The sequence below is a fragment of the Marinobacter goseongensis genome (genome assembly GCF_023156235.1).
In the GTDB taxonomy this organism is placed as follows: domain Bacteria; phylum Pseudomonadota; class Gammaproteobacteria; order Pseudomonadales; family Oleiphilaceae; genus Marinobacter; species Marinobacter goseongensis.
On record NZ_JAKZAI010000010.1, the window covers coordinates 1 to 17,497 of the forward strand.

General features: G+C 57.4%; 15 protein-coding genes and 5 tRNA genes. All 20 read left to right on the forward strand.

The genetic code is table 11. The features are described from left to right. Positions 1 to 263: 263 nt before the first annotated feature. The 20 genes from MLC70_RS10400 to rpoB all read left to right on the forward strand — a co-directional run bounded on the left by MLC70_RS10400 (position 264) and on the right by rpoB (position 17,470). Positions 264 to 1,463, forward strand: coding sequence for a hypothetical protein (locus MLC70_RS10400; RefSeq protein WP_248183635.1), 1,200 nt, complete (start codon positions 264 to 266; stop codon positions 1,461 to 1,463). After that, a complete protein-coding gene (locus MLC70_RS10405) occupies positions 1,463 to 2,545 on the forward strand; it encodes a hypothetical protein (RefSeq protein WP_248183636.1) in 1,083 nt (360 codons plus the stop codon). Before MLC70_RS10400 ends, MLC70_RS10405 begins: the two co-directional genes overlap by 1 nt. Beyond that, on the forward strand, positions 2,542 to 3,093 hold the full coding sequence (locus tag MLC70_RS10410) for a DUF6160 family protein (protein ID WP_345799551.1): 552 nt from the start codon (positions 2,542 to 2,544) through the stop codon (positions 3,091 to 3,093). The genes MLC70_RS10405 and MLC70_RS10410 overlap by 4 nt, the downstream gene beginning before the upstream one ends. A 9-nt stretch (positions 3,094 to 3,102) precedes the next feature. Next, positions 3,103 to 5,499: a DUF6160 family protein gene (locus MLC70_RS10415; protein WP_248183638.1), complete on the forward strand. Its 2,397-nt coding sequence runs from the start codon at positions 3,103 to 3,105 to the stop codon at positions 5,497 to 5,499. A 120-nt stretch (positions 5,500 to 5,619) separates the two neighbouring features. After that, a complete protein-coding gene (locus MLC70_RS10420) occupies positions 5,620 to 6,588 on the forward strand; it encodes a biotin--[acetyl-CoA-carboxylase] ligase (protein WP_248183640.1) in 969 nt (322 codons plus the stop codon). Then, the gene (locus MLC70_RS10425; protein WP_248183641.1) at positions 6,585 to 7,319 is read left to right on the forward strand and encodes a type III pantothenate kinase; all 735 of its coding nucleotides are present in this window, start codon (positions 6,585 to 6,587) and stop codon (positions 7,317 to 7,319) included. Before MLC70_RS10420 ends, MLC70_RS10425 begins: the two co-directional genes overlap by 4 nt. After that, positions 7,316 to 8,023 carry a hypothetical protein gene (locus MLC70_RS10430; RefSeq protein WP_248183642.1) on the forward strand — a complete coding sequence of 236 codons (708 nt, stop codon included), beginning with the start codon at positions 7,316 to 7,318 and terminating at the stop codon, positions 8,021 to 8,023. The genes MLC70_RS10425 and MLC70_RS10430 overlap by 4 nt, the downstream gene beginning before the upstream one ends. A 31-nt stretch (positions 8,024 to 8,054) precedes the next feature. Next, a tRNA-Thr gene (locus MLC70_RS10435) sits at positions 8,055 to 8,130 on the forward strand. A 38-nt stretch (positions 8,131 to 8,168) separates the two neighbouring features. Then, positions 8,169 to 8,253, forward strand: a tRNA-Tyr gene (locus MLC70_RS10440). A 10-nt stretch (positions 8,254 to 8,263) separates the two neighbouring features. Then, a tRNA-Gly gene (locus MLC70_RS10445) sits at positions 8,264 to 8,338 on the forward strand. A gap of 16 nt (positions 8,339 to 8,354) precedes the next feature. Beyond that, a tRNA-Thr gene (locus MLC70_RS10450) sits at positions 8,355 to 8,430 on the forward strand. A 51-nt stretch (positions 8,431 to 8,481) separates the two neighbouring features. Continuing rightward, complete coding sequence (tuf, locus tag MLC70_RS10455; protein WP_248183643.1) at positions 8,482 to 9,678, forward strand: elongation factor Tu; 1,197 nt, start codon at positions 8,482 to 8,484, stop codon at positions 9,676 to 9,678. A 42-nt stretch (positions 9,679 to 9,720) separates the two neighbouring features. Beyond that, a tRNA-Trp gene (locus MLC70_RS10460) sits at positions 9,721 to 9,796 on the forward strand. A gap of 33 nt (positions 9,797 to 9,829) precedes the next feature. After that, positions 9,830 to 10,198, forward strand: coding sequence for a preprotein translocase subunit SecE (gene secE / locus MLC70_RS10465; protein ID WP_248183645.1), 369 nt, complete (start codon positions 9,830 to 9,832; stop codon positions 10,196 to 10,198). Positions 10,199 to 10,210: 12 nt separating this feature from the next. After that, positions 10,211 to 10,744, forward strand: coding sequence for a transcription termination/antitermination protein NusG (nusG, locus tag MLC70_RS10470; RefSeq protein ID WP_248183646.1), 534 nt, complete (start codon positions 10,211 to 10,213; stop codon positions 10,742 to 10,744). Positions 10,745 to 10,862: 118 nt separating this feature from the next. Beyond that, positions 10,863 to 11,294 carry a 50S ribosomal protein L11 gene (gene rplK, locus MLC70_RS10475; protein WP_012139849.1) on the forward strand — a complete coding sequence of 144 codons (432 nt, stop codon included), beginning with the start codon at positions 10,863 to 10,865 and terminating at the stop codon, positions 11,292 to 11,294. 1 nt (position 11,295) lies between these two features. After that, positions 11,296 to 11,994: a 50S ribosomal protein L1 gene (gene rplA, locus MLC70_RS10480; RefSeq protein WP_248183647.1), complete on the forward strand. Its 699-nt coding sequence runs from the start codon at positions 11,296 to 11,298 to the stop codon at positions 11,992 to 11,994. Positions 11,995 to 12,205: 211 nt separating this feature from the next. Continuing rightward, complete coding sequence (gene rplJ / locus MLC70_RS10485) at positions 12,206 to 12,736, forward strand: 50S ribosomal protein L10 (RefSeq protein WP_248183648.1); 531 nt, start codon at positions 12,206 to 12,208, stop codon at positions 12,734 to 12,736. A gap of 40 nt (positions 12,737 to 12,776) precedes the next feature. Further along, the gene (gene rplL / locus MLC70_RS10490) at positions 12,777 to 13,151 is read left to right on the forward strand and encodes a 50S ribosomal protein L7/L12 (protein ID WP_213478402.1); all 375 of its coding nucleotides are present in this window, start codon (positions 12,777 to 12,779) and stop codon (positions 13,149 to 13,151) included. Positions 13,152 to 13,393: 242 nt separating this feature from the next. Next, on the forward strand, positions 13,394 to 17,470 hold the full coding sequence (gene rpoB / locus MLC70_RS10495; RefSeq protein WP_248183649.1) for a DNA-directed RNA polymerase subunit beta: 4,077 nt from the start codon (positions 13,394 to 13,396) through the stop codon (positions 17,468 to 17,470). Positions 17,471 to 17,497 lie beyond the last annotated feature (27 nt).

The following is a 17,497-nucleotide window of genomic DNA, read 5'->3' on the forward strand; positions in this document are numbered from 1 at the left end:
TCGCCCATGTGAGAGTAGGTCATCGTCAGGCTCTTAATACCCAAACCCCAGCATCCTTGATGCTGGGGTTTTTTATTGCCTCAAAGAAATGCACCGAACGTTGTCATTCTATGACGCCGCGCACAGTGACATTGTGTAAACAAAGATAAACTTCTGTACACAAACTGGCCAAAACACGATAAGAGCCAGACTCAGAGACGCTCATCAGTCATCTTTTAATCCGCCGCACAAGATCAACAATGCGGCCGTCGTGAGATGTGGCTATGAGTCAAAAAATGTCATCGTTTGTGCTCCTGTCGGTACTGGCCTCGGGAGTATGTGCTGAGTTGCGCCCCATTTCGGAAGAAGCTATGTCCGAAGTGACCGGTCAGGCTTTTCTTTCCGTTGACCGGGATTATCATCCCGACCCCGCCAATACAACGTCGTACACCCGCATCAACCTGGGTATGGAGATCGACGTTCAGACCAATGTTGATGTGCTCGAGCTCGGTCGTTATGAGCGTGAAGGCGAGCGACCCGGTTCTTCGGACGTATTGATCGAAGACTTCGCCCTTGGCTACATCAATAATCAGGCGTACTTCGATAAAAACCCCAAGGCTGCCCGTCAGGTCAAGTCCGATGGTAGTCTCTACGATGAGGGGGAAATCGTGCCTTTCCAGATCATCGACCCATTTTTTGAGTTCGCTTTTGACGAGGTCACCAACGAAGTAGTCGGTGTCCGGCTCGGGTTTGGTGAAGCCATGGGTGTGTTGTCGGGCAGTATTCAGAGCCTTACCGGCAACGTGAATATCGACATTATCGATACCGGTCAGGGGCTACGGGAAGCGGAAAACAGCACCGGTGGTTTTTTCGACCAACTGGTTCAGCTGTTGACGCCTGTATTGGCCGGTGGCAGTCCGCTGATCACCAAGGCGCAACTGGTCCAGGGCCCCGATGCACCAAACGCCGGAGAGCTTGATCCGATAAGAGCGGAATTCGTGGGCGTGCCCAACGGGGAATCGTTCGTTCTGGAAGATGTCAACGGCGCCGTTGCGGGGATCATCGATTTCATTTCACCCACGCTCAGTTCCGAGCTGTACACCACCAATTGCTCCGGGTTCCTTTTCGGTTCCTGCGATGTGGTGGTGGTTGCCCGGGATTGCGAGGTGCTGGGTATTGAAGCCTGCTTTTCCCTGGACCAGTACAGCAGTTTCCCGGTGGGTGAGCTGGAAAGCGACGGCAGCGGGGGGCGTCGTATTGTTGCTCCGAAGACCGGCGCTTTCATTTCGTTTCAGACCAAAGACCTTGAATGGCTGACCGATGTGAAGAACACCAGCGCGACACCGGAGGATTTTATCCGCGCAACCTCCGGCGCGTTTTTCAATATCCCCAATGGCGCCGTCGAGGTCAACCTGGCGGAGGCGCTGAACGGCACGGTCCGTTACCGCACCGAGTACATCGACCGTGGTAAGGGGCTGTTCTGATGGCCGCCTTCGAGACAGTGAAGACGTTTGGTGGCCCAGGTCCGTTGGCCGTGGCCTTCGTGTCGGCGTTGATGTGTTCATCCCTTGCCCATACGGAGCTCCGGGGTCTGAGTGAGGCTGAGCTGTCTGATATCGAGGGGGCGGGCATTGGTGTCGTGCTGGAGGACTTCAAATTTTCCCACGGCACGGATCAGCCGGGGCCTGATGGAGAGCAGGCGCGGATCTTCCGGATCGGTGGCATCAAGAGCACGGATGGCCGCGACGTGGATATTACGGTCAACCACCTCTATATCTCTGGCAGTGGCAGCGACTACGGTCAGAATCTCAGTCCGGTGAACCTTGGTCGGCTGATCAACCCCTACCGCATCGATGTGGTGGACGGTAATGCCATCGGCGTGCCGGACAAGGCCGTTCTCGAATTCGCGGCTCCGGCGTTGGTGAATCCGGGGCAGGGTTATGACTGCCTGAGCTCCAGCGCGGTGACCGGTTCAGGTACCTGTGCCAGCCGGCCAAAAAGCGACGACTTCGTAGGTGAACGCCCGGACATTGGCCTGCAAATGAACCTTGCCGTGGGCGACGACCGCTCTGCAAACATCAATATCCACGCTGCCAGCGCCGTGATTGACGGCAGCTATCTGCGGCTGTGGGGCGATAACGAACGGCGCCAGATGGTCGGCCAGTTCAGGCTGAATTTCTACTCGCCGGAAGTGTCGATCAATGCCTGCGAGTTGGATGGCAGTGAGTGTGGTTCCCGTATTCTGCTCCGGGATTTTATTCTGGAGCTGGCCATCGGTAACGAACTCCAGCCGGTGTTCTTTGATGTAGACGGTACCGGTAATTTCGTCATTGAGGTGGCGTCAATCCGTCGGCCAGGGTTCGGAGAGATCGGAACTGACGGGCAGCGGGCGAGCAGTAATCCTGAAGCCTGGGATTTCTATGAGGATTACTACACCAATCCCGAGTACCGCAGCAATCTGTTCATCGGCAACTTCAGTGTCGGCGATCGGGATTTCGGCTCTGCGCGGGTGGAAGGCATGTTGATACAGCACCTGGAAATTCGGACGAGGGACCTGGCGCCATGATTGCCAAGAGGCTTTCTCAGCAGATCCTGGCGGCCTGTGGCGTTGTGCTGGTGTCCGCAGCCAGCGCCGAGATGACCCGTCTGGACGACCAGAGTCTGTCGGCTGTGTCGGGCCAGGGGGGTATCTACCTGTCCGGTGACATCAGTATTAACGAACTGGGTGGTCCCTTGGACAACAGCTATTTCGGTCGCTGTGAGGAGGCTAACAAAAAATGCGGCGCCCGCTTCGCCTATCAGCTTAAAGAAAACGGTGGCTGGATGGTACTCGACGACATCCGCGGAAATTTTGCCTTCGAAGGGCTGACATTGCGGGTCCGAATCATCGATTCCGGTTTCGGAGGCGATGGCGAATTGTTTGATCGGGATGTGCTGGAGCTGGGCCTACCGGACGTGGTCCGTTTCAACGATGTCCGCTTCAAGATCGCGGCCAGCAGTACGCCTCGCCCTACCGATCCGGGGTTTCAGCAAACCGACATCTTTTCGGTGCAGATGCGGGGCGACGTGATCATGGAAGGCAACTTGCTCGTGTTCCCCGAAGGCAATCCGTAGGAGATCAAAATGACTGACCGTTACCGGATCACCGGAGGCCTGGCGCTGGCTGGGTGGGCAGTGCTGCAGGCTGCGCCTGTCGTCGCCGATATGCAGCGCCTGGATGACAGCGTCTTGTCTGATATCAGTGGCCAGAGCGGTCTTACCCTGGAAATGGATCTGCAGATGACAGCGGACCGCTTGTCCTATTTCGACGACGGCGAAGGTATTCACCTTGAGGGGTTTCGGGTGGGTTCGGCAACCGATCCGGACGGCCAGGCTTTTCATCTGGTCAAGGTCGACATCCGTGACGATGCCGCACTGAATCTGGGTTATCTGGTGGAGGACCGGAGAATCGAGTTTGGTGACATTCGCCTTGCCGGTGCGCCGGGCCTCAGCATGGGCGGTTTGTTCTTCGATCACACACTGGCCGGCAGTCTGACCATCCGCCCCGGAGGCGCAATGGGTGGTGTCGGCTATACCTTTGATTCCGCGTATACCATGACCGGTGGCCGCCTCGGGTACCGCACCAATGGCAACGAAGTGTTTCTGGACGACATCACGCTCGATGTCGAGGCGTTGGGGGTCACCCTGGACGTGGTCGGCAGCGCGCTCGAGCTGGATGCGCCCCGGGTGACCGGTTCCTTTGCTGTGGGCGCTATTCGCTACAGCAACAATCCGCTCAACCACGGTAACAGCCGGGATGTCACCACCGGCGCGGAGCTGCCCAGCTACGGCGGCCTCAGTGGCGCATTCGATCTCAGCAGCCGCACCTCGCTCCGTAGTGGCGGGCGGCAGGGGCAGGGCTTGCGGATCGATCATGAGGCCACCATCAACAGTGCGCACTTCCTGTATGTGGATGACGGCAACGCGCTGGCGCTGCGGGATATCACCGGACACTACCGGATCGAGGATCTTCGTCTGGACGTTACCGACGACTGGCACGGCCGGTCCGCGCTCGGTCTCACGCTTGGTTCGGCCGACGGCGAGTTCAATATTGGTGCCGTGGAGCTGGGGGCCAGCGGGCGCAGCCTGGGTGCTGTCAATGTGAGTTTCCTTCTGGAGGACCAGGTGTTCAACGGGCGCAACTACACCAACGCCATCTACCTGCAGGGTGGTGGCCACCCTGACGCCGGTGAGCAAGGCCTGCGTCTGGCCACCGAATGGAGTTTGCGTCTTGCGGATCTCAGTTATGCCGAAGATGGCAACAGGGTGATCTTCAGTGGTTTGCAATCCTGGGGCCGGGGTGACGTGACGATCAATGTCACCAAGGACGAGGTGCGGAACGGCACGCGCTTTTTCGATGGCCTGCGTATCGGATTTGAGGGCATTGAAGCGGGATACCGGATCAACGGGCTCCGGGTCGGTGACGACGATGCGCCACTGCAGGGTGGCACCGAGTTGTTGCTGGCGCTGGGGTTTTACCCGGCGTATGACTTTACCCTGAATGGCCATGTCACTCTCGGGGCCGGAGGCGCCAGCGGTGACGGTATTACCATCAATTCCGATATCCGGATCCGTAACGGACGCGCGGCGTTGATTGCCGGCCCGTATGATGACGGTGCTGGCGAAATGCCCCAGAAGGGGGTATGGCTGACCGACCTGAGCTTTGACGCCCATATCCGGGATATGACCGTTGACGTGACGGAAGAGGGGCTGGCCATGGTCACAGCGGAAAGCTGGAGCACGATGGATGTGGGTAATCTTCGATTGGGGGACAAGCTCTCCGGTGCAAGCTTCGGCCGGTTCATTGCCCAGAAGTATGAGGCGGGGAGCAGTATGACGATCATGCCCGGAGGTGCCGGTGATGTGTGCGCCGGCGGCACCGGGGCAACTGCAGATGCCTGCAGCGCATCCGGTGGTATCTGGGAGCGCCGTGGCGAAGAAGGTGTGACCATCAAACTGAAGCAGATCCTCGCCCGCGCCGCGGATGAAAACCGGAAAAATTCCTTTGCCTGGGAAACCAACCGGCAGCTGGGTAGTGACGGGCGGCCGGTCAACGGAACCGGAACCCGGCTCGAGCTGAATGACATCTACACCAGTGACGGCGGTGACTTCGATAATGACGGGGTGGACGACAACACGTTCGGGATTCGTACCGATCTGTCAGTGGATGTGTACCAGACCAGAGTCGTTAAAAAGACGGATGGCCCCGATTCTCTCGGGGTGTCCGGCGCGCGGGGTGATGAGAAAATTATGGATGCCTCAGCCGCGGCCGGGTACCGTTACGAATCGGCACCCTCAGACGCCGATCTGGAAAACCGGCCACTGGGCTTTGCCGTTCGTGCGCAGAGCCGGTTCAAGGAGTTGTCCATCAACAACATTGACCTTGTGCACCCGGTTGGCGGCGCGCAAACAGTCGTTTATGGCGTCAAGATGCAGAATTTCGATATCAAGGCCAACCTGACTGCGACGCCTATCCCCTGAGCTCGCGTCAGGCCCTTCAGGTCGGCAGGGTGGTCCCGCTCGTGGCTGCCCCGCTTTGTCTTTTCTGTTCTCCTGTTGTTTAATCCCGCTCTGGTTCTTTCAACATTCAGGCGTTATCCCATGAAATCCCGAGCTCTGATAGGTCTATTGGCGGATGGCAAGGTGCATTCCGGGGAATCCCTTGCCTCCAGTCTCTGTATCAGTCGCACCGCGATCTGGAAGCAGGTCAAACGGGCGATCGAGGAGGGCTATGATATCGACACCATCCGGGGGAAGGGCTATCGGCTGACCACCCCTGTGGATCTGCTCGATCGTGAAGCGATCCTCAAAGAGATGCCCGAGTCGACACGGCGCCGTGTACAGCTGGATGTTCTCGATGAGGTGGATTCCACCAACGCCGAAGTCGTCCGGCTTCGCCCGGGCTCCGGCTCGGCCATCATTCCGGTCTGTATTGCGGATTTCCAGACGGCGGGCCGCGGACGTCGGGGGCGTGCCTGGCAAAGTCCGAGGGGCGAGAATCTCTATCTGAGCCTCGGTCTGACCTTCCGTGGTGGCTTTTCCATGCTGGATGGTCTGAGCCTGGTGCTCGGGGTAGCGGTCGCAGAGGCGCTGGAGGCCGCCGGAGTAGCGCAGGTGGGGCTCAAGTGGCCCAACGATCTGTTTCTTGGGCGCGGCAAAATCGCGGGCATACTCGTTGAGTTGCAGGGTGAGCTGGAGGAAGGGGTCGTTCAGGTTGTCGCCGGCATCGGTCTCAACGTGCACATGCGGCAGGCGGGAGCGGTAGATCAGGCGTGGGACAGTCTTTCAATTGCCGCGCCAGAGGGGCGGTGGTCCCGTAACGACCTCTCGTCCCGTCTCATCGCTTCCTTGATTTCGGCCGCCGATCAGTTTGCCGCGGAGGGCTTCGGAACTTTCCGCACACGGTGGCAGGCGCGGGATATCTTTGCCGATCAGTGGTTGTCGGCAAGTCAGGGCAACCTCTCCGGCCTGGGGCGGGGCATCGATGAGTCCGGAAATTACCTGCTGCAGACCGATCAGACGGTGGTACCGGTTCGTGCCGGAGAAATCAGCCTGCGGGTAGCCTCGTGAGGTTGCTGGTGGATGCCGGGAATACCCGGGTGAAATGGCAGTTGCGCAACGGCGACGCGATCGTGCGCCAGGGTGTCGGTGAATTAGGCCCGGCATTGTTTGATGATCTTGCCAGCCTGGATTCATCAATCAGCGGTGTTGCCGTATCCACGGTAGTGTCCGAGCAAAAGCGCAGTGAGCTGGCGCAAGTGCTGGCCCGTCATCTTGCGGTGCCGCCACAGTTCTACTGGGCTGAGGCCGAGCGTGACGGACTGGTTAACGCGTACGCCACTCCGGGCCGAATGGGAGCCGACCGTTGGCATGGCATGTACGGTGCCTGGAAAGACCTGGCCAGCGGTTTCGCTGTCATCGACGCCGGTAGTGCCGTCACCGTCGATTACGTCAACGACCGCGGCCAGCATCTGGGCGGCTATATCCTGCCGGGTCGCGGAATGATGCTGCGCAGCCTCAAGAACGACGCCGCCAGAATCGGCTTCGAGGACCATGAGGTCAGCGCCGGCGATCCCGGTGCGTCCACCACCGAGTGTGTACATCACGGCTTGTTTTGGCTGTGGCAGGCCATGGCCTCCCGGATTCACCGGGACTGCGACACCAACGGCATCAACACCATTCTGGTCACCGGCGGCGATGCGGCCGGCATTCAGGCCGCTGGCTTGCAGGGAGATCTGGCCGGGGATCTGGTGCTAGCGGGGCTTGCTGCCATTGATGCTGAGGAGCAGGCCGCCTCATGAAGTGGTTTGCGTTTCTGTTGGTGCTGGTCAACGTTGCCGTGTGGTATTCCGCGACATCGCCGGTCCCGGCCGGGGCTCCGCCGGTCCCCCTCGGCGAGGGAACCCTGCCGCGGGTATCGACACTGAAAACGGTCGGCGAGCCTGAACAGGCCGCCGTACCGGCGGACGCTGACCCATCGACGGAGCCGGTGGCGCTGGGCGCGCCGCCAGTGCCTGACATGTACTGTGCGCGAATTGGCTGGTTCGACAGCGAGGAGGATGCACGCGCAGCGGGTCAGGCATTGAGTCTTGACGGAAGCGACCCGGTCGTTGAGCGTCAGGAGCGGGAGCTGGCACCCCTGCACTGGGTGTTGATCCCGCCCCAGTCCCCGGAACTGGCCCGGGCGGAGTTCCGTGCGATCCAGCGGCGGGGCATTGATTCCTACCTGGTCACCGAAGGGGAGAACCGTTTCGCCATCTCCCTGGGCTTGTTCGAGTCCAGAACCTCCGCAATTTCCGTGCTGGAGGAAAAAAAGCGTCAGAATCTCAATGCAATACTGGCCATCTTCCCCCGAAATCAGATAAGCTACGCCCTCGTTTTTGAAGCCGGTCCACTTCAGGGTTCTGAGGCGGTCCGGGCGGCAGAATCGGATTATCAGAGGAATTTCGATCTAGTCGAAATCGGGCGCTGTGAAGGTGTTGCAACGCCAGATAAAAATCCGTAGTATACCGCCCTCGCTGACGAGGCGAATGTGAGCTGGCGTAGCTCAGTTGGTAGAGCAGCTGACTTGTAATCAGCAGGTCGGGGGTTCGATTCCGTCCGCCAGCTCCACTTAAGTTTTGCCGGATTCGCGTAAGCGGGTTCGACTCGGAGGGGTTCCCGAGTGGCCAAAGGGATCAGACTGTAAATCTGACGGCATCGCCTTCGCAGGTTCGAATCCTGCCCCCTCCACCACTAATTGCTCGCGGGCATCGTATAGTGGCTATTACCTCAGCCTTCCAAGCTGATGACGCGGGTTCGATTCCCGCTGCCCGCTCCAATTTGGTTTTTGAAATGCTCATGTAGCTCAGTCGGTAGAGCACATCCTTGGTAAGGATGAGGTCACCGGTTCAATTCCGGTCATGAGCTCCACTATTTGTCCGGTCAACGTTACGATCCAGGTTGATTAGGGAGATTGGTCGAATGTCTAAGTCTAAGTTTGAACGTAGTAAGCCGCACTTGAACGTGGGCACCATCGGTCACGTAGACCATGGTAAAACCACTCTGACCGCAGCCCTGACCCGTGTATGTCACGAAGTATGGGGCACCGGCGAGAGCCGTGCGTTCGACCAGATCGATAACGCACCGGAAGAGCGTGCGCGTGGTATCACCATCGCGACCTCTCACGTTGAGTACGATTCACCGACTCGCCACTACGCCCACGTAGACTGCCCGGGCCACGCTGACTATGTGAAGAACATGATCACTGGTGCGGCGCAGATGGACGGCGCGATTCTGGTGTGTTCCGCAGCTGACGGCCCCATGCCGCAGACTCGTGAGCACATCCTGCTGTCCCGTCAGGTAGGCGTTCCTTTCATCGTTGTGTTCCTGAACAAAGCGGACATGGTAGACGATGAAGAGCTGCTGGAGCTGGTTGAGATGGAAGTTCGTGATCTGCTGAGCCAGTACGACTTCCCGGGTGACGACACTCCGATCATCACCGGTTCTGCGCTGATGGCGCTGGAAGGCAAAGACGACAACGAAATGGGTACTACCGCTGTGAAGAAGCTGGTAGAAGCCCTGGACGACTACATCCCTGAGCCGGAGCGAGCTATCGATCAGCCGTTCCTGATGCCGATCGAGGACGTATTCTCCATCTCGGGTCGTGGTACTGTTGTGACCGGTCGTGTTGAGCGTGGTGTTGTAAAGGTTGGTGAAGAGATCGAGATTGTTGGTATCAAGGATACCGTCAAAACGACCTGCACCGGCGTTGAGATGTTCCGCAAGCTGCTGGACGAAGGTCGTGCCGGTGAGAACGTAGGTGTTCTGCTGCGTGGTACCAAGCGTGACGACGTTGAGCGTGGTCAGGTTTTGTGCAAGCCGGGAACCATCAAGCCGCACACCAAGTTCGAGTGTGAAGTGTACGTACTGTCCAAAGAAGAAGGCGGCCGTCATACTCCGTTCTTCAAGGGCTATCGTCCGCAGTTCTACTTCCGTACCACCGACGTAACCGGTTCTTGCGAACTGCCGGAAGGTGTGGAAATGGTAATGCCGGGTGACAACGTCAAGATGAGTGTTACCCTGATCGCTCCGATCGCCATGGAAGATGGTCTGCGCTTCGCGATTCGCGAAGGTGGCCGTACCGTTGGTGCCGGCGTGGTCTCCAAGATCATCGAGTAACCTTCGGGTTACTCTTTGTGTTGCGCTGAGTTGTTTCGGTGCAGGCCAGTAGCTCAATTGGCAGAGCAGCGGTCTCCAAAACCGCAGGTTGGGGGTTCGATTCCCTCCTGGCCTGCCATTTTTTAACATCCGGATACATAAGCTGATTCCTATGGAGTCAAAAGCCGTTCAGTCGACCAGCCGTTTCGATACTGTGAAGTGGCTGGTTGTTTTCGTTCTGATTGCCATCGGTGTGGTGGGAAATCAGTATTTTAATGCCGAGTCACTGCTGTATCGTGTTCTGGCTCTCGTGGCTCTTGCGTTGGTGGCGGCTTTCGTTGCGCTGCAGACTGACCGTGGCCGTCGCTTTGCGGCGCTGCTCAAGGAAGCACGTGTTGAGATCCGGAAGGTCGTATGGCCCACCAGGCCCGAGCTGATTCAGACCACCGTTATTGTGGTGGTGTTTGTATTGGTCGTGGCGCTGATGTTGTGGGGAATGGATTCGCTGATCAGCTTGCTGGTCGCCGGATTTATCGGTTAACAGGAGTGGGCAATGGCTAAGCGCTGGTACGTCGTTCATGCGTATTCTGGCTTCGAAAAGCACGTAATGCGCACTCTGAAAGAGCGCATTGCTCTTGAGGGCATGGAAGACAGCTTCGGTGAGATTCTGGTTCCGACCGAAGAAGTTGTCGAAATGCGTGATGGCAAAAAGCGTAAGAGCGAGCGCAAGTTCTATCCCGGTTATGTGCTTGTTCAGATGGATCTGGAGGACGCTACCTGGCACCTGGTGAAGAATACGCCCAGGGTGCTTGGTTTTATTGGCGGCACCAAGGACAAGCCTGCGCCGATCACTGAGCGTGAGGCCGAGGCCATTCTGCGCCGCGTTGAGAGCGGTGCGGACAAGCCCAAGCCCAAGACGTTGTTCGAGCCGGGTGAAGTGGTTCGTGTCGTTGAAGGCCCGTTTGCGGACTTCAACGGTGTGGTAGAAGAGGTCGACTACGACAAGAGTCGGGTCAAGGTTGCGGTTCTGATTTTCGGTCGTTCAACTCCGGTAGAGCTGGAGTTTGGACAGGTCGAGAAAGACTAGGTCGCAAACCGAGAGCTGAGAGCTCGCGCGCTTAGGCGACGCGGGCTTTTTGTGTCTGCTTTTGGCAGTTGTAAAAACCGGGGAGCCGAAAGGCGCTTGAACCCACAGGAGATTTATCATGGCAAAGAAGATCGAAGCGTACATCAAGCTTCAGGTTGCTGCCGGTAAGGCCAACCCGAGCCCCCCCGTTGGTCCTGCACTGGGTCAGCGCGGCGTAAATATCATGGAATTCTGCAAGGCGTTCAACGCCCAGACCCAGGACATGGAGCCGGGGCTGCCGATTCCTACGGTCATCACTGTTTACAGTGATCGCAGCTTCACCTTTATCACCAAGACTCCGCCTGCACCGGTTCTGCTGAAGAAGGCAGCTGGCATCAAGAGCGGTTCCGGTCGTCCGAACACCGATAAAGTCGGTACCGTGACCCGTGAGCAGCTCGAAGAGATTGCCAAAACCAAAGAGCCGGATCTCACTGCAGCCGATATGGATGCAGCGGTTCGTACCATTGCAGGAACAGCCCGCAGTATGGGCCTGAATGTGGAGGGCCTGTAAGATGGCAAAGCTGAGCAAGCGTCAGAAGCTTATTCGTGAAAAAGTTGATGCCACCCGTGCCTACTCTGTAGACGAAGCGGTTGCCCTGCTGGTCGAGTTGGGCCAGAGCGTCAAGTTCCAAGAATCCGTAGACGTTGCCGTCAACCTGGGCGTGGATGCACGTAAATCCGACCAGGTTGTTCGTAGCAGCACCGTACTTCCCCACGGCACTGGCAAGACCGTGCGTGTGGCGGTATTCACCCAGGGCGCTAACGCCGAGAAAGCGACTGCCGCCGGCGCTGACATCGTCGGTATGGATGACCTGGCTGACGAAGTGAAAAAAGGCAACATGGATTTTGACGTGGTCATCGCCACGCCGGACGCCATGCGTGTTGTTGGTCAGCTGGGCCAGATTCTCGGTCCCCGCGGCCTGATGCCGAACCCGAAAGTCGGTACCGTGACCCCGGACGTTGAGACTGCGGTCAAGAACGCCAAGGCGGGTCAGGTTCGGTACCGTACTGACAAGAACGGCATCATCCACGCGCCGCTGGGTAATGTTGAATTCTCTGCCGAGAACATCAAGGAAAACCTTGAAGCGCTCGTGGCAGATCTGAAAAAGGCCAAGCCGTCATCGGCGAAAGGTGTGTATCTCAAAAAGATCACCGTTTCGTCAACGATGGGTCCTGGTCTGACTATCGATCAGAGCGGTCTGAACATCTGATCCTCTGAGCGGTAGTTACTTTGTAGTCTGGGCGGAAGCCAAGGCTGTCAAAGACCGCAGGCCCCTGAGGTCATCTGGCCGAAAGGGTTAAAGCAACGCCTGCGCAGACGGTGTGAAGACGTTCTCTCTGAACCCAAACACCGTTAAGGCGCCCGCAAGGGCAATGATGGGTTTGCCGGGAATACCCCCGGCGAAATCGAGGAGAAATCCAGTGGCAATTAGACTCGAAGACAAGAAAGCGATCGTCGCTGAAGTCAACGAGACTGCCGGTGGTGCTCTGTCTGTGGTTCTGGCTGACTACCGTGGTGTGACCTCTGGTGACATGACGGCTCTTCGTGCCAAGGCTCGTGCCGAAAACGTGCGTCTGAAGGTTGTTCGTAACAACCTGGCAAAGATCGCGATTCGTGGCACCGAGTTCGAGTGCATTGATGAAGTTCTGGTTGGCCCGACCATTCTGGCATTCTCAATGGAAGATCCGGGAGCGGCTGCGCGCCTGCTGAAGGATTTTGCCAAAGAGAAAGAGGCATTTGAGATCAAAGGCCTGGCCGTCGGCGGTGAGCTGATGGGTGCAGACCAGATTGATCGCCTTGCCAAGCTGCCAACGCGTCACGAAGCGTTGACAATGCTGGCTGCTGTAACACAGGCACCGATCACCAAGCTGGCACGTACACTGAACGAAGTTCCTTCGAAAGTGACTCGTGCTGTAGCGGCAGTTCGCGACCAGAAGCAAGAAGCTGCTTGATTCTGTTGAACACCATTTTTTATATTTTTGGGAGAAAGTCATGGCTCTGTCTAACGAAGACATTTTGAACGCAATTGCAGAAATGAGCGTAATGGACGTTGTTGCGCTGGTTGAAGCAATGGAAGAGAAGTTCGGCGTATCTGCGGCTGCCGCCGTTGCCGCTGCTCCTGCAGCTGCTGCTGCCGGTGAAGCTGCTGAAGAGCAGACCGAATTCGACGTTGTTCTTACCGGTCCTGGTGAGAAGAAAGTAAACGTTATCAAGGCCGTTCGTGAACTGACTGGCCTGGGTCTGAAAGAAGCGAAAGAAATGGTTGACGGTGCTCCTTCTACCATCAAGGAAGCTGCGAGCAAAGCTGACGCTGAAGAAGCCAAGAAGAAGCTTGAGGAAGCAGGCGCTTCTGTTGAGCTTAAGTAAGAGTCGGCTGTTGATCGAAACCGTGCGCTGAGCACGGGTAGGCTGGTGGCTTTATGCCACCGGCCTTTTTCTGTTGTATATGCTATAGAGTCTGGTGTGCAATTACAGGTTGATGTCAGTTTCTATAACCTACAGCCAGAGTCTTGTTCAAGACGGCGCAGTATGCCGAGCAATTCGGCCCCGAAGCAGAACAATGGTTGCTTCTTGATACCAGGTATCAGGTCTAAAGCTGGGGAATGCAGATGACTTACTCCTACACTGAGAAAAAGCGGATTCGCAAAGATTTTAGTAAATTGCCTTCCGTGATGGACGTCCCCTATTTGCTGTCTATTCAGCTGGATTCGTTCCGGGACTTCCTCCAAATGGAAGCCGCACCTGAAGATCGCCGGGAAACCGGTCTTCACGCAGCATTCAAATCCGTATTCCCGATTGTCAGTTACTCTGGCAACGCCGCGCTCGAATACGTGAGTTACCGTATCGGTGAGCCGGTATTTGATGTCAAGGAATGCCAGCTTAGGGGCGTAACCTACGCAGCACCGCTGCGCGTTAAAGTCCGCCTTATCATTTACGATAAGGAATCGTCCAACAAGGCGATCAAGGACATCAAAGAGCAGGAAGTCTACATGGGCGAAATGCCCCTGATGACGGAGAACGGTACCTTTGTTATTAACGGTACCGAGCGAGTAATCGTCTCCCAGCTCCACCGTTCACCTGGTGTGTTCTTCGACCACGACAAGGGCAAGACCCACTCATCCGGCAAGCTGCTGTATTCGGCTCGGGTGATTCCTTACCGTGGCTCCTGGCTGGATTTCGAGTTCGATCCGAAGGACAGCGTGTTCGTTCGTATCGACCGTCGTCGGAAACTGCCAGCGTCCATTCTTTTGCGCGCGCTGGGATACACCTCCGAGCAGATGCTGGAGATGTTTTTCGAGACCAGTAAGTTCGCGGTTGGCGCCGAAGTGTGCAAGCTGGAGCTGGTTCCCAGCCGGCTGCGTGGTGACATCGCTACTTTCGATATCAAGGACGGCAAAGGCGAGCTGATCGTTGAAGAAGGCCGCCGGATCACTGCTCGTCACATCAAGCAGCTCGAAAAAGCCAAGATCAACGAACTGGAAGTGCCGACCGAATACCTGTACGGCCGCGTTCTGGCCCGGGACATGATCGACACCAAGTCCGGGGAAGTGCTGGTCGAGGCCAACAGTGAGCTGACGGAAGAGATCGTCACCAAGATCCTGGATTCCGGTGTTACCGAGATTGAAACTCTGTACACCAACGATCTGGACTGCGGACCGTTCATGTCCGACACCCTGCGCATTGATCCCACCCGCACTCCGCTGGAGGCGCTGGTGGAAATCTATCGCATGATGCGCCCGGGTGAGCCGCCAACGAAAGAATCTGCGGAGAACCTGTTCAACAACCTGTTCTTCTCCGAGGAGCGTTACGATCTGTCTGCGGTCGGTCGCATGAAGCTGAACCGTCGTCTGCGTCGCGAAGAAAGCACCGGCGAAGGTACGCTGACCCATGACGACATTATCGACGTCCTCAAAACGCTGATCGATATCCGTAATGGTCAGGGTCAGGTCGACGACATCGATAACCTGGGTAACCGTCGTGTCCGCTGTGTCGGCGAGATGGCAGAAAACCAGTTCCGTGTTGGACTGGTTCGGGTTGAGCGTGCTGTTCGTGAGCGTCTGAGTCTGGCCGAGAGCGAAGGCCTGATGCCGCAGGATCTGATCAACGCCAAGCCGGTTGCGGCGGCGGTGAAGGAATTCTTCGGTTCCAGCCAGCTGTCCCAGTTTATGGACCAGAACAACCCGCTGTCCGAGGTCACTCACAAGCGCCGCATTTCGGCTCTTGGGCCTGGCGGTCTGACCCGTGAGCGTGCCGGCTTCGAAGTCCGTGACGTGCACCCGACCCACTATGGCCGTGTATGCCCGATCGAGACGCCGGAAGGCCCGAACATTGGTTTGATCAACTCGCTGGCGACCTATGCCCGGTCCAATTCCTACGGCTTCCTTGAGAGCCCGTACCGGAAGGTGATCGACGGTCTGGTCACTGACGACGTGGTCTACCTGTCGGCGATTGAGGAAAGCAATTACATTATCGCCCAGGCCAGCGCGGCCATGGACGATAACAAGCGTCTGACTGACGAGCTGGTAACGGTTCGCCATCAGAACGAGTTTACGGTGACGCCGCCAGAAAACGTTAACTTTATGGACGTGTCGCCGCGCCAGGTTGTTTCGGTTGCGGCATCGCTGATTCCGTTCCTTGAGCACGACGACGCCAACCGCGCCCTGATGGGTTCGAACATGCAGCGTCAGGCGGTGCCTACCCTGCGATCACAGGTGCCGTTGGTCGGTACCGGTGTTGAGCGGACCGTGGCCCAGGACTCCGGCGTCTGTGTGACTGCTCGTCGTGGTGGTGTGATTGAAAGTGTCGATGCGGCCAGGGTGGTTGTGCGTGTTAATGACGCGGAAACCGAGGCCGGTGATGCTGGTGTGGATATCTACAACCTCACCAAGTACACCCGGTCGAACCAGAACACCTGTATCAACCAGCGTTCAATTGTGCGCCAGGGTGATACGGTCGCCCGTGGTGACGTTCTGGCTGACGGTCCGTCGGTGGATCTCGGTGAGCTGGCCCTTGGCCAGAACATGCGTATCGCCTTCATGCCGTGGAACGGTTACAACTTTGAGGACTCCATTCTCATCTCCGAGAAAGTGGTTCAGGAAGATCGCCTGACCACCATCCACATTCAGGAACTGACCTGTGTGGCTCGGGACACCAAGCTCGGCAGCGAAGAAATCACCGCAGATATTCCGAACGTTGGTGAGAGTGCGCTGTCCAAGCTGGATGAGTCCGGTATTGTCTACATCGGTGCCGAAGTGGGCCCCGGCGACATTCTGGTGGGCAAGGTAACGCCGAAAGGCGAAACCCAGCTGACACCGGAAGAGAAGCTGCTGCGTGCGATCTTCGGTGAAAAAGCGTCGGATGTGAAAGACACATCCTCCCGCGTGCCGACCGGCACCCGCGGAACGGTCATTGACGTACAAGTCTTTACCCGTGACGGTATCGAGAAGGATCAGCGCGCCCAGGCCATCGAGAAAGAGCAGCTGGATCAGTACCGTAAGGACCTCAAAGACGAGTACCGTATCGTCGAAGGTGCCACCTATGAGCGTCTGACCAATGCCCTGAACGGGCAGGAGGTGATCAGCGGTCCGGGACTGAAGAAAGGCGCCAAGCTGGACGAAAGCTATCTGGCCGAGCTGCCGAAGGCTGACTGGTTCAAGCTTCGCATGAAAGACGAAAGCCTGAACGAGCTGCTTGAGAAATCCGAGCAGGGTCTTGAAGATCGCAAGAAAGAGCACGAAGCGCGCTTTGATGACAAGAAAGGCAAGCTTCAGCAGGGCGATGACCTGGCTCCGGGCGTTCTCAAGATCGTCAAGGTTTACCTCGCGATCAAGCGTCGTATCCAGCCGGGTGACAAGATGGCCGGTCGTCATGGTAACAAGGGTGTTATCTCGGCGGTCATGCCGATTGAGGATATGCCTTACGACGACAACGGTACCACCGTGGATATCGTGCTGAACCCGCTGGGTGTTCCGTCGCGGATGAACGTTGGCCAGGTACTGGAGACCCATCTGGGTGCTGCAGCCAAGGGTCTGGGTGAGCGGATCAGCCAGATGCTGGATGAGCAGCGTAAGGTCGCTGAGTTGCGCAAGCTGCTGGACGAGATCTACAACCACTCTGACGAAGTCACCAAGGTGGATCTGGACTCGTTTACCGATAAGGAAATCCTGGATCTGGCTGGCAATCTTCGCTCCGGCGTACCCATGGCAACGCCGGTATTCGACGGTGCCAAGGAAGCCGAGGTGAAGCGCATGCTTGAGCTGGCTGGCCTGAACACCACGGGGCAGACCAAGTTGTACGATGGCCGCACCGGCGATGCATTTGATCGTCCGGTCACCGTTGGCTATATGTACATTCTCAAGCTGAACCACCTGATCGACGACAAGATGCACGCTCGTTCCACCGGTTCGTACAGCCTGGTTACCCAGCAGCCGCTGGGTGGTAAGGCGCAGTTCGGTGGTCAGCGCTTCGGTGAGATGGAAGTGTGGGCTCTGGAAGCCTACGGTGCGGCGTATACGCTGCAGGAAATGCTTACCGTCAAGTCTGATGATGTAAACGGTCGGACCAAGATGTACAAGAACATTGTCGATGGCGATCATCGCATGGAGCCGGGCATGCCCGAATCCTTCAACGTTCTTGTCAAGGAAATCCGCTCGCTGGGTATCGACATCGAGCTGGAATCCGACTGAGCCGAATTGTTTTTGGCAGCGTGAGCG

What these genes read in the sequence shown, in the direction of transcription:
- MLC70_RS10400 (WP_248183635.1), top strand. Translation starts at nt 264, where the DNA reads ATGAGTCAAAAAATGTCATCGTTTGTGCTCCTGTCGGTACTGGCCTCG.
- MLC70_RS10405 (WP_248183636.1), top strand. Translation starts at nt 1,463, where the DNA reads ATGGCCGCCTTCGAGACAGTGAAGACGTTTGGTGGCCCAGGTCCGTTG.
- MLC70_RS10410 (WP_345799551.1), top strand. Translation starts at nt 2,542, where the DNA reads ATGATTGCCAAGAGGCTTTCTCAGCAGATCCTGGCGGCCTGTGGCGTT.
- MLC70_RS10415 (WP_248183638.1), top strand. Translation starts at nt 3,103, where the DNA reads ATGACTGACCGTTACCGGATCACCGGAGGCCTGGCGCTGGCTGGGTGG.
- MLC70_RS10420 (WP_248183640.1), top strand. Translation starts at nt 5,620, where the DNA reads ATGAAATCCCGAGCTCTGATAGGTCTATTGGCGGATGGCAAGGTGCAT.
- MLC70_RS10430 (WP_248183642.1), top strand. Translation starts at nt 7,316, where the DNA reads ATGAAGTGGTTTGCGTTTCTGTTGGTGCTGGTCAACGTTGCCGTGTGG.
- tuf (WP_248183643.1), top strand. Translation starts at nt 8,482, where the DNA reads ATGTCTAAGTCTAAGTTTGAACGTAGTAAGCCGCACTTGAACGTGGGC.
- secE (WP_248183645.1), top strand. Translation starts at nt 9,830, where the DNA reads ATGGAGTCAAAAGCCGTTCAGTCGACCAGCCGTTTCGATACTGTGAAG.
- nusG (WP_248183646.1), top strand. Translation starts at nt 10,211, where the DNA reads ATGGCTAAGCGCTGGTACGTCGTTCATGCGTATTCTGGCTTCGAAAAG.
- rplK (WP_012139849.1), top strand. Translation starts at nt 10,863, where the DNA reads ATGGCAAAGAAGATCGAAGCGTACATCAAGCTTCAGGTTGCTGCCGGT.
- rplA (WP_248183647.1), top strand. Translation starts at nt 11,296, where the DNA reads ATGGCAAAGCTGAGCAAGCGTCAGAAGCTTATTCGTGAAAAAGTTGAT.
- rplL (WP_213478402.1), top strand. Translation starts at nt 12,777, where the DNA reads ATGGCTCTGTCTAACGAAGACATTTTGAACGCAATTGCAGAAATGAGC.
- rpoB (WP_248183649.1), top strand. Translation starts at nt 13,394, where the DNA reads ATGACTTACTCCTACACTGAGAAAAAGCGGATTCGCAAAGATTTTAGT.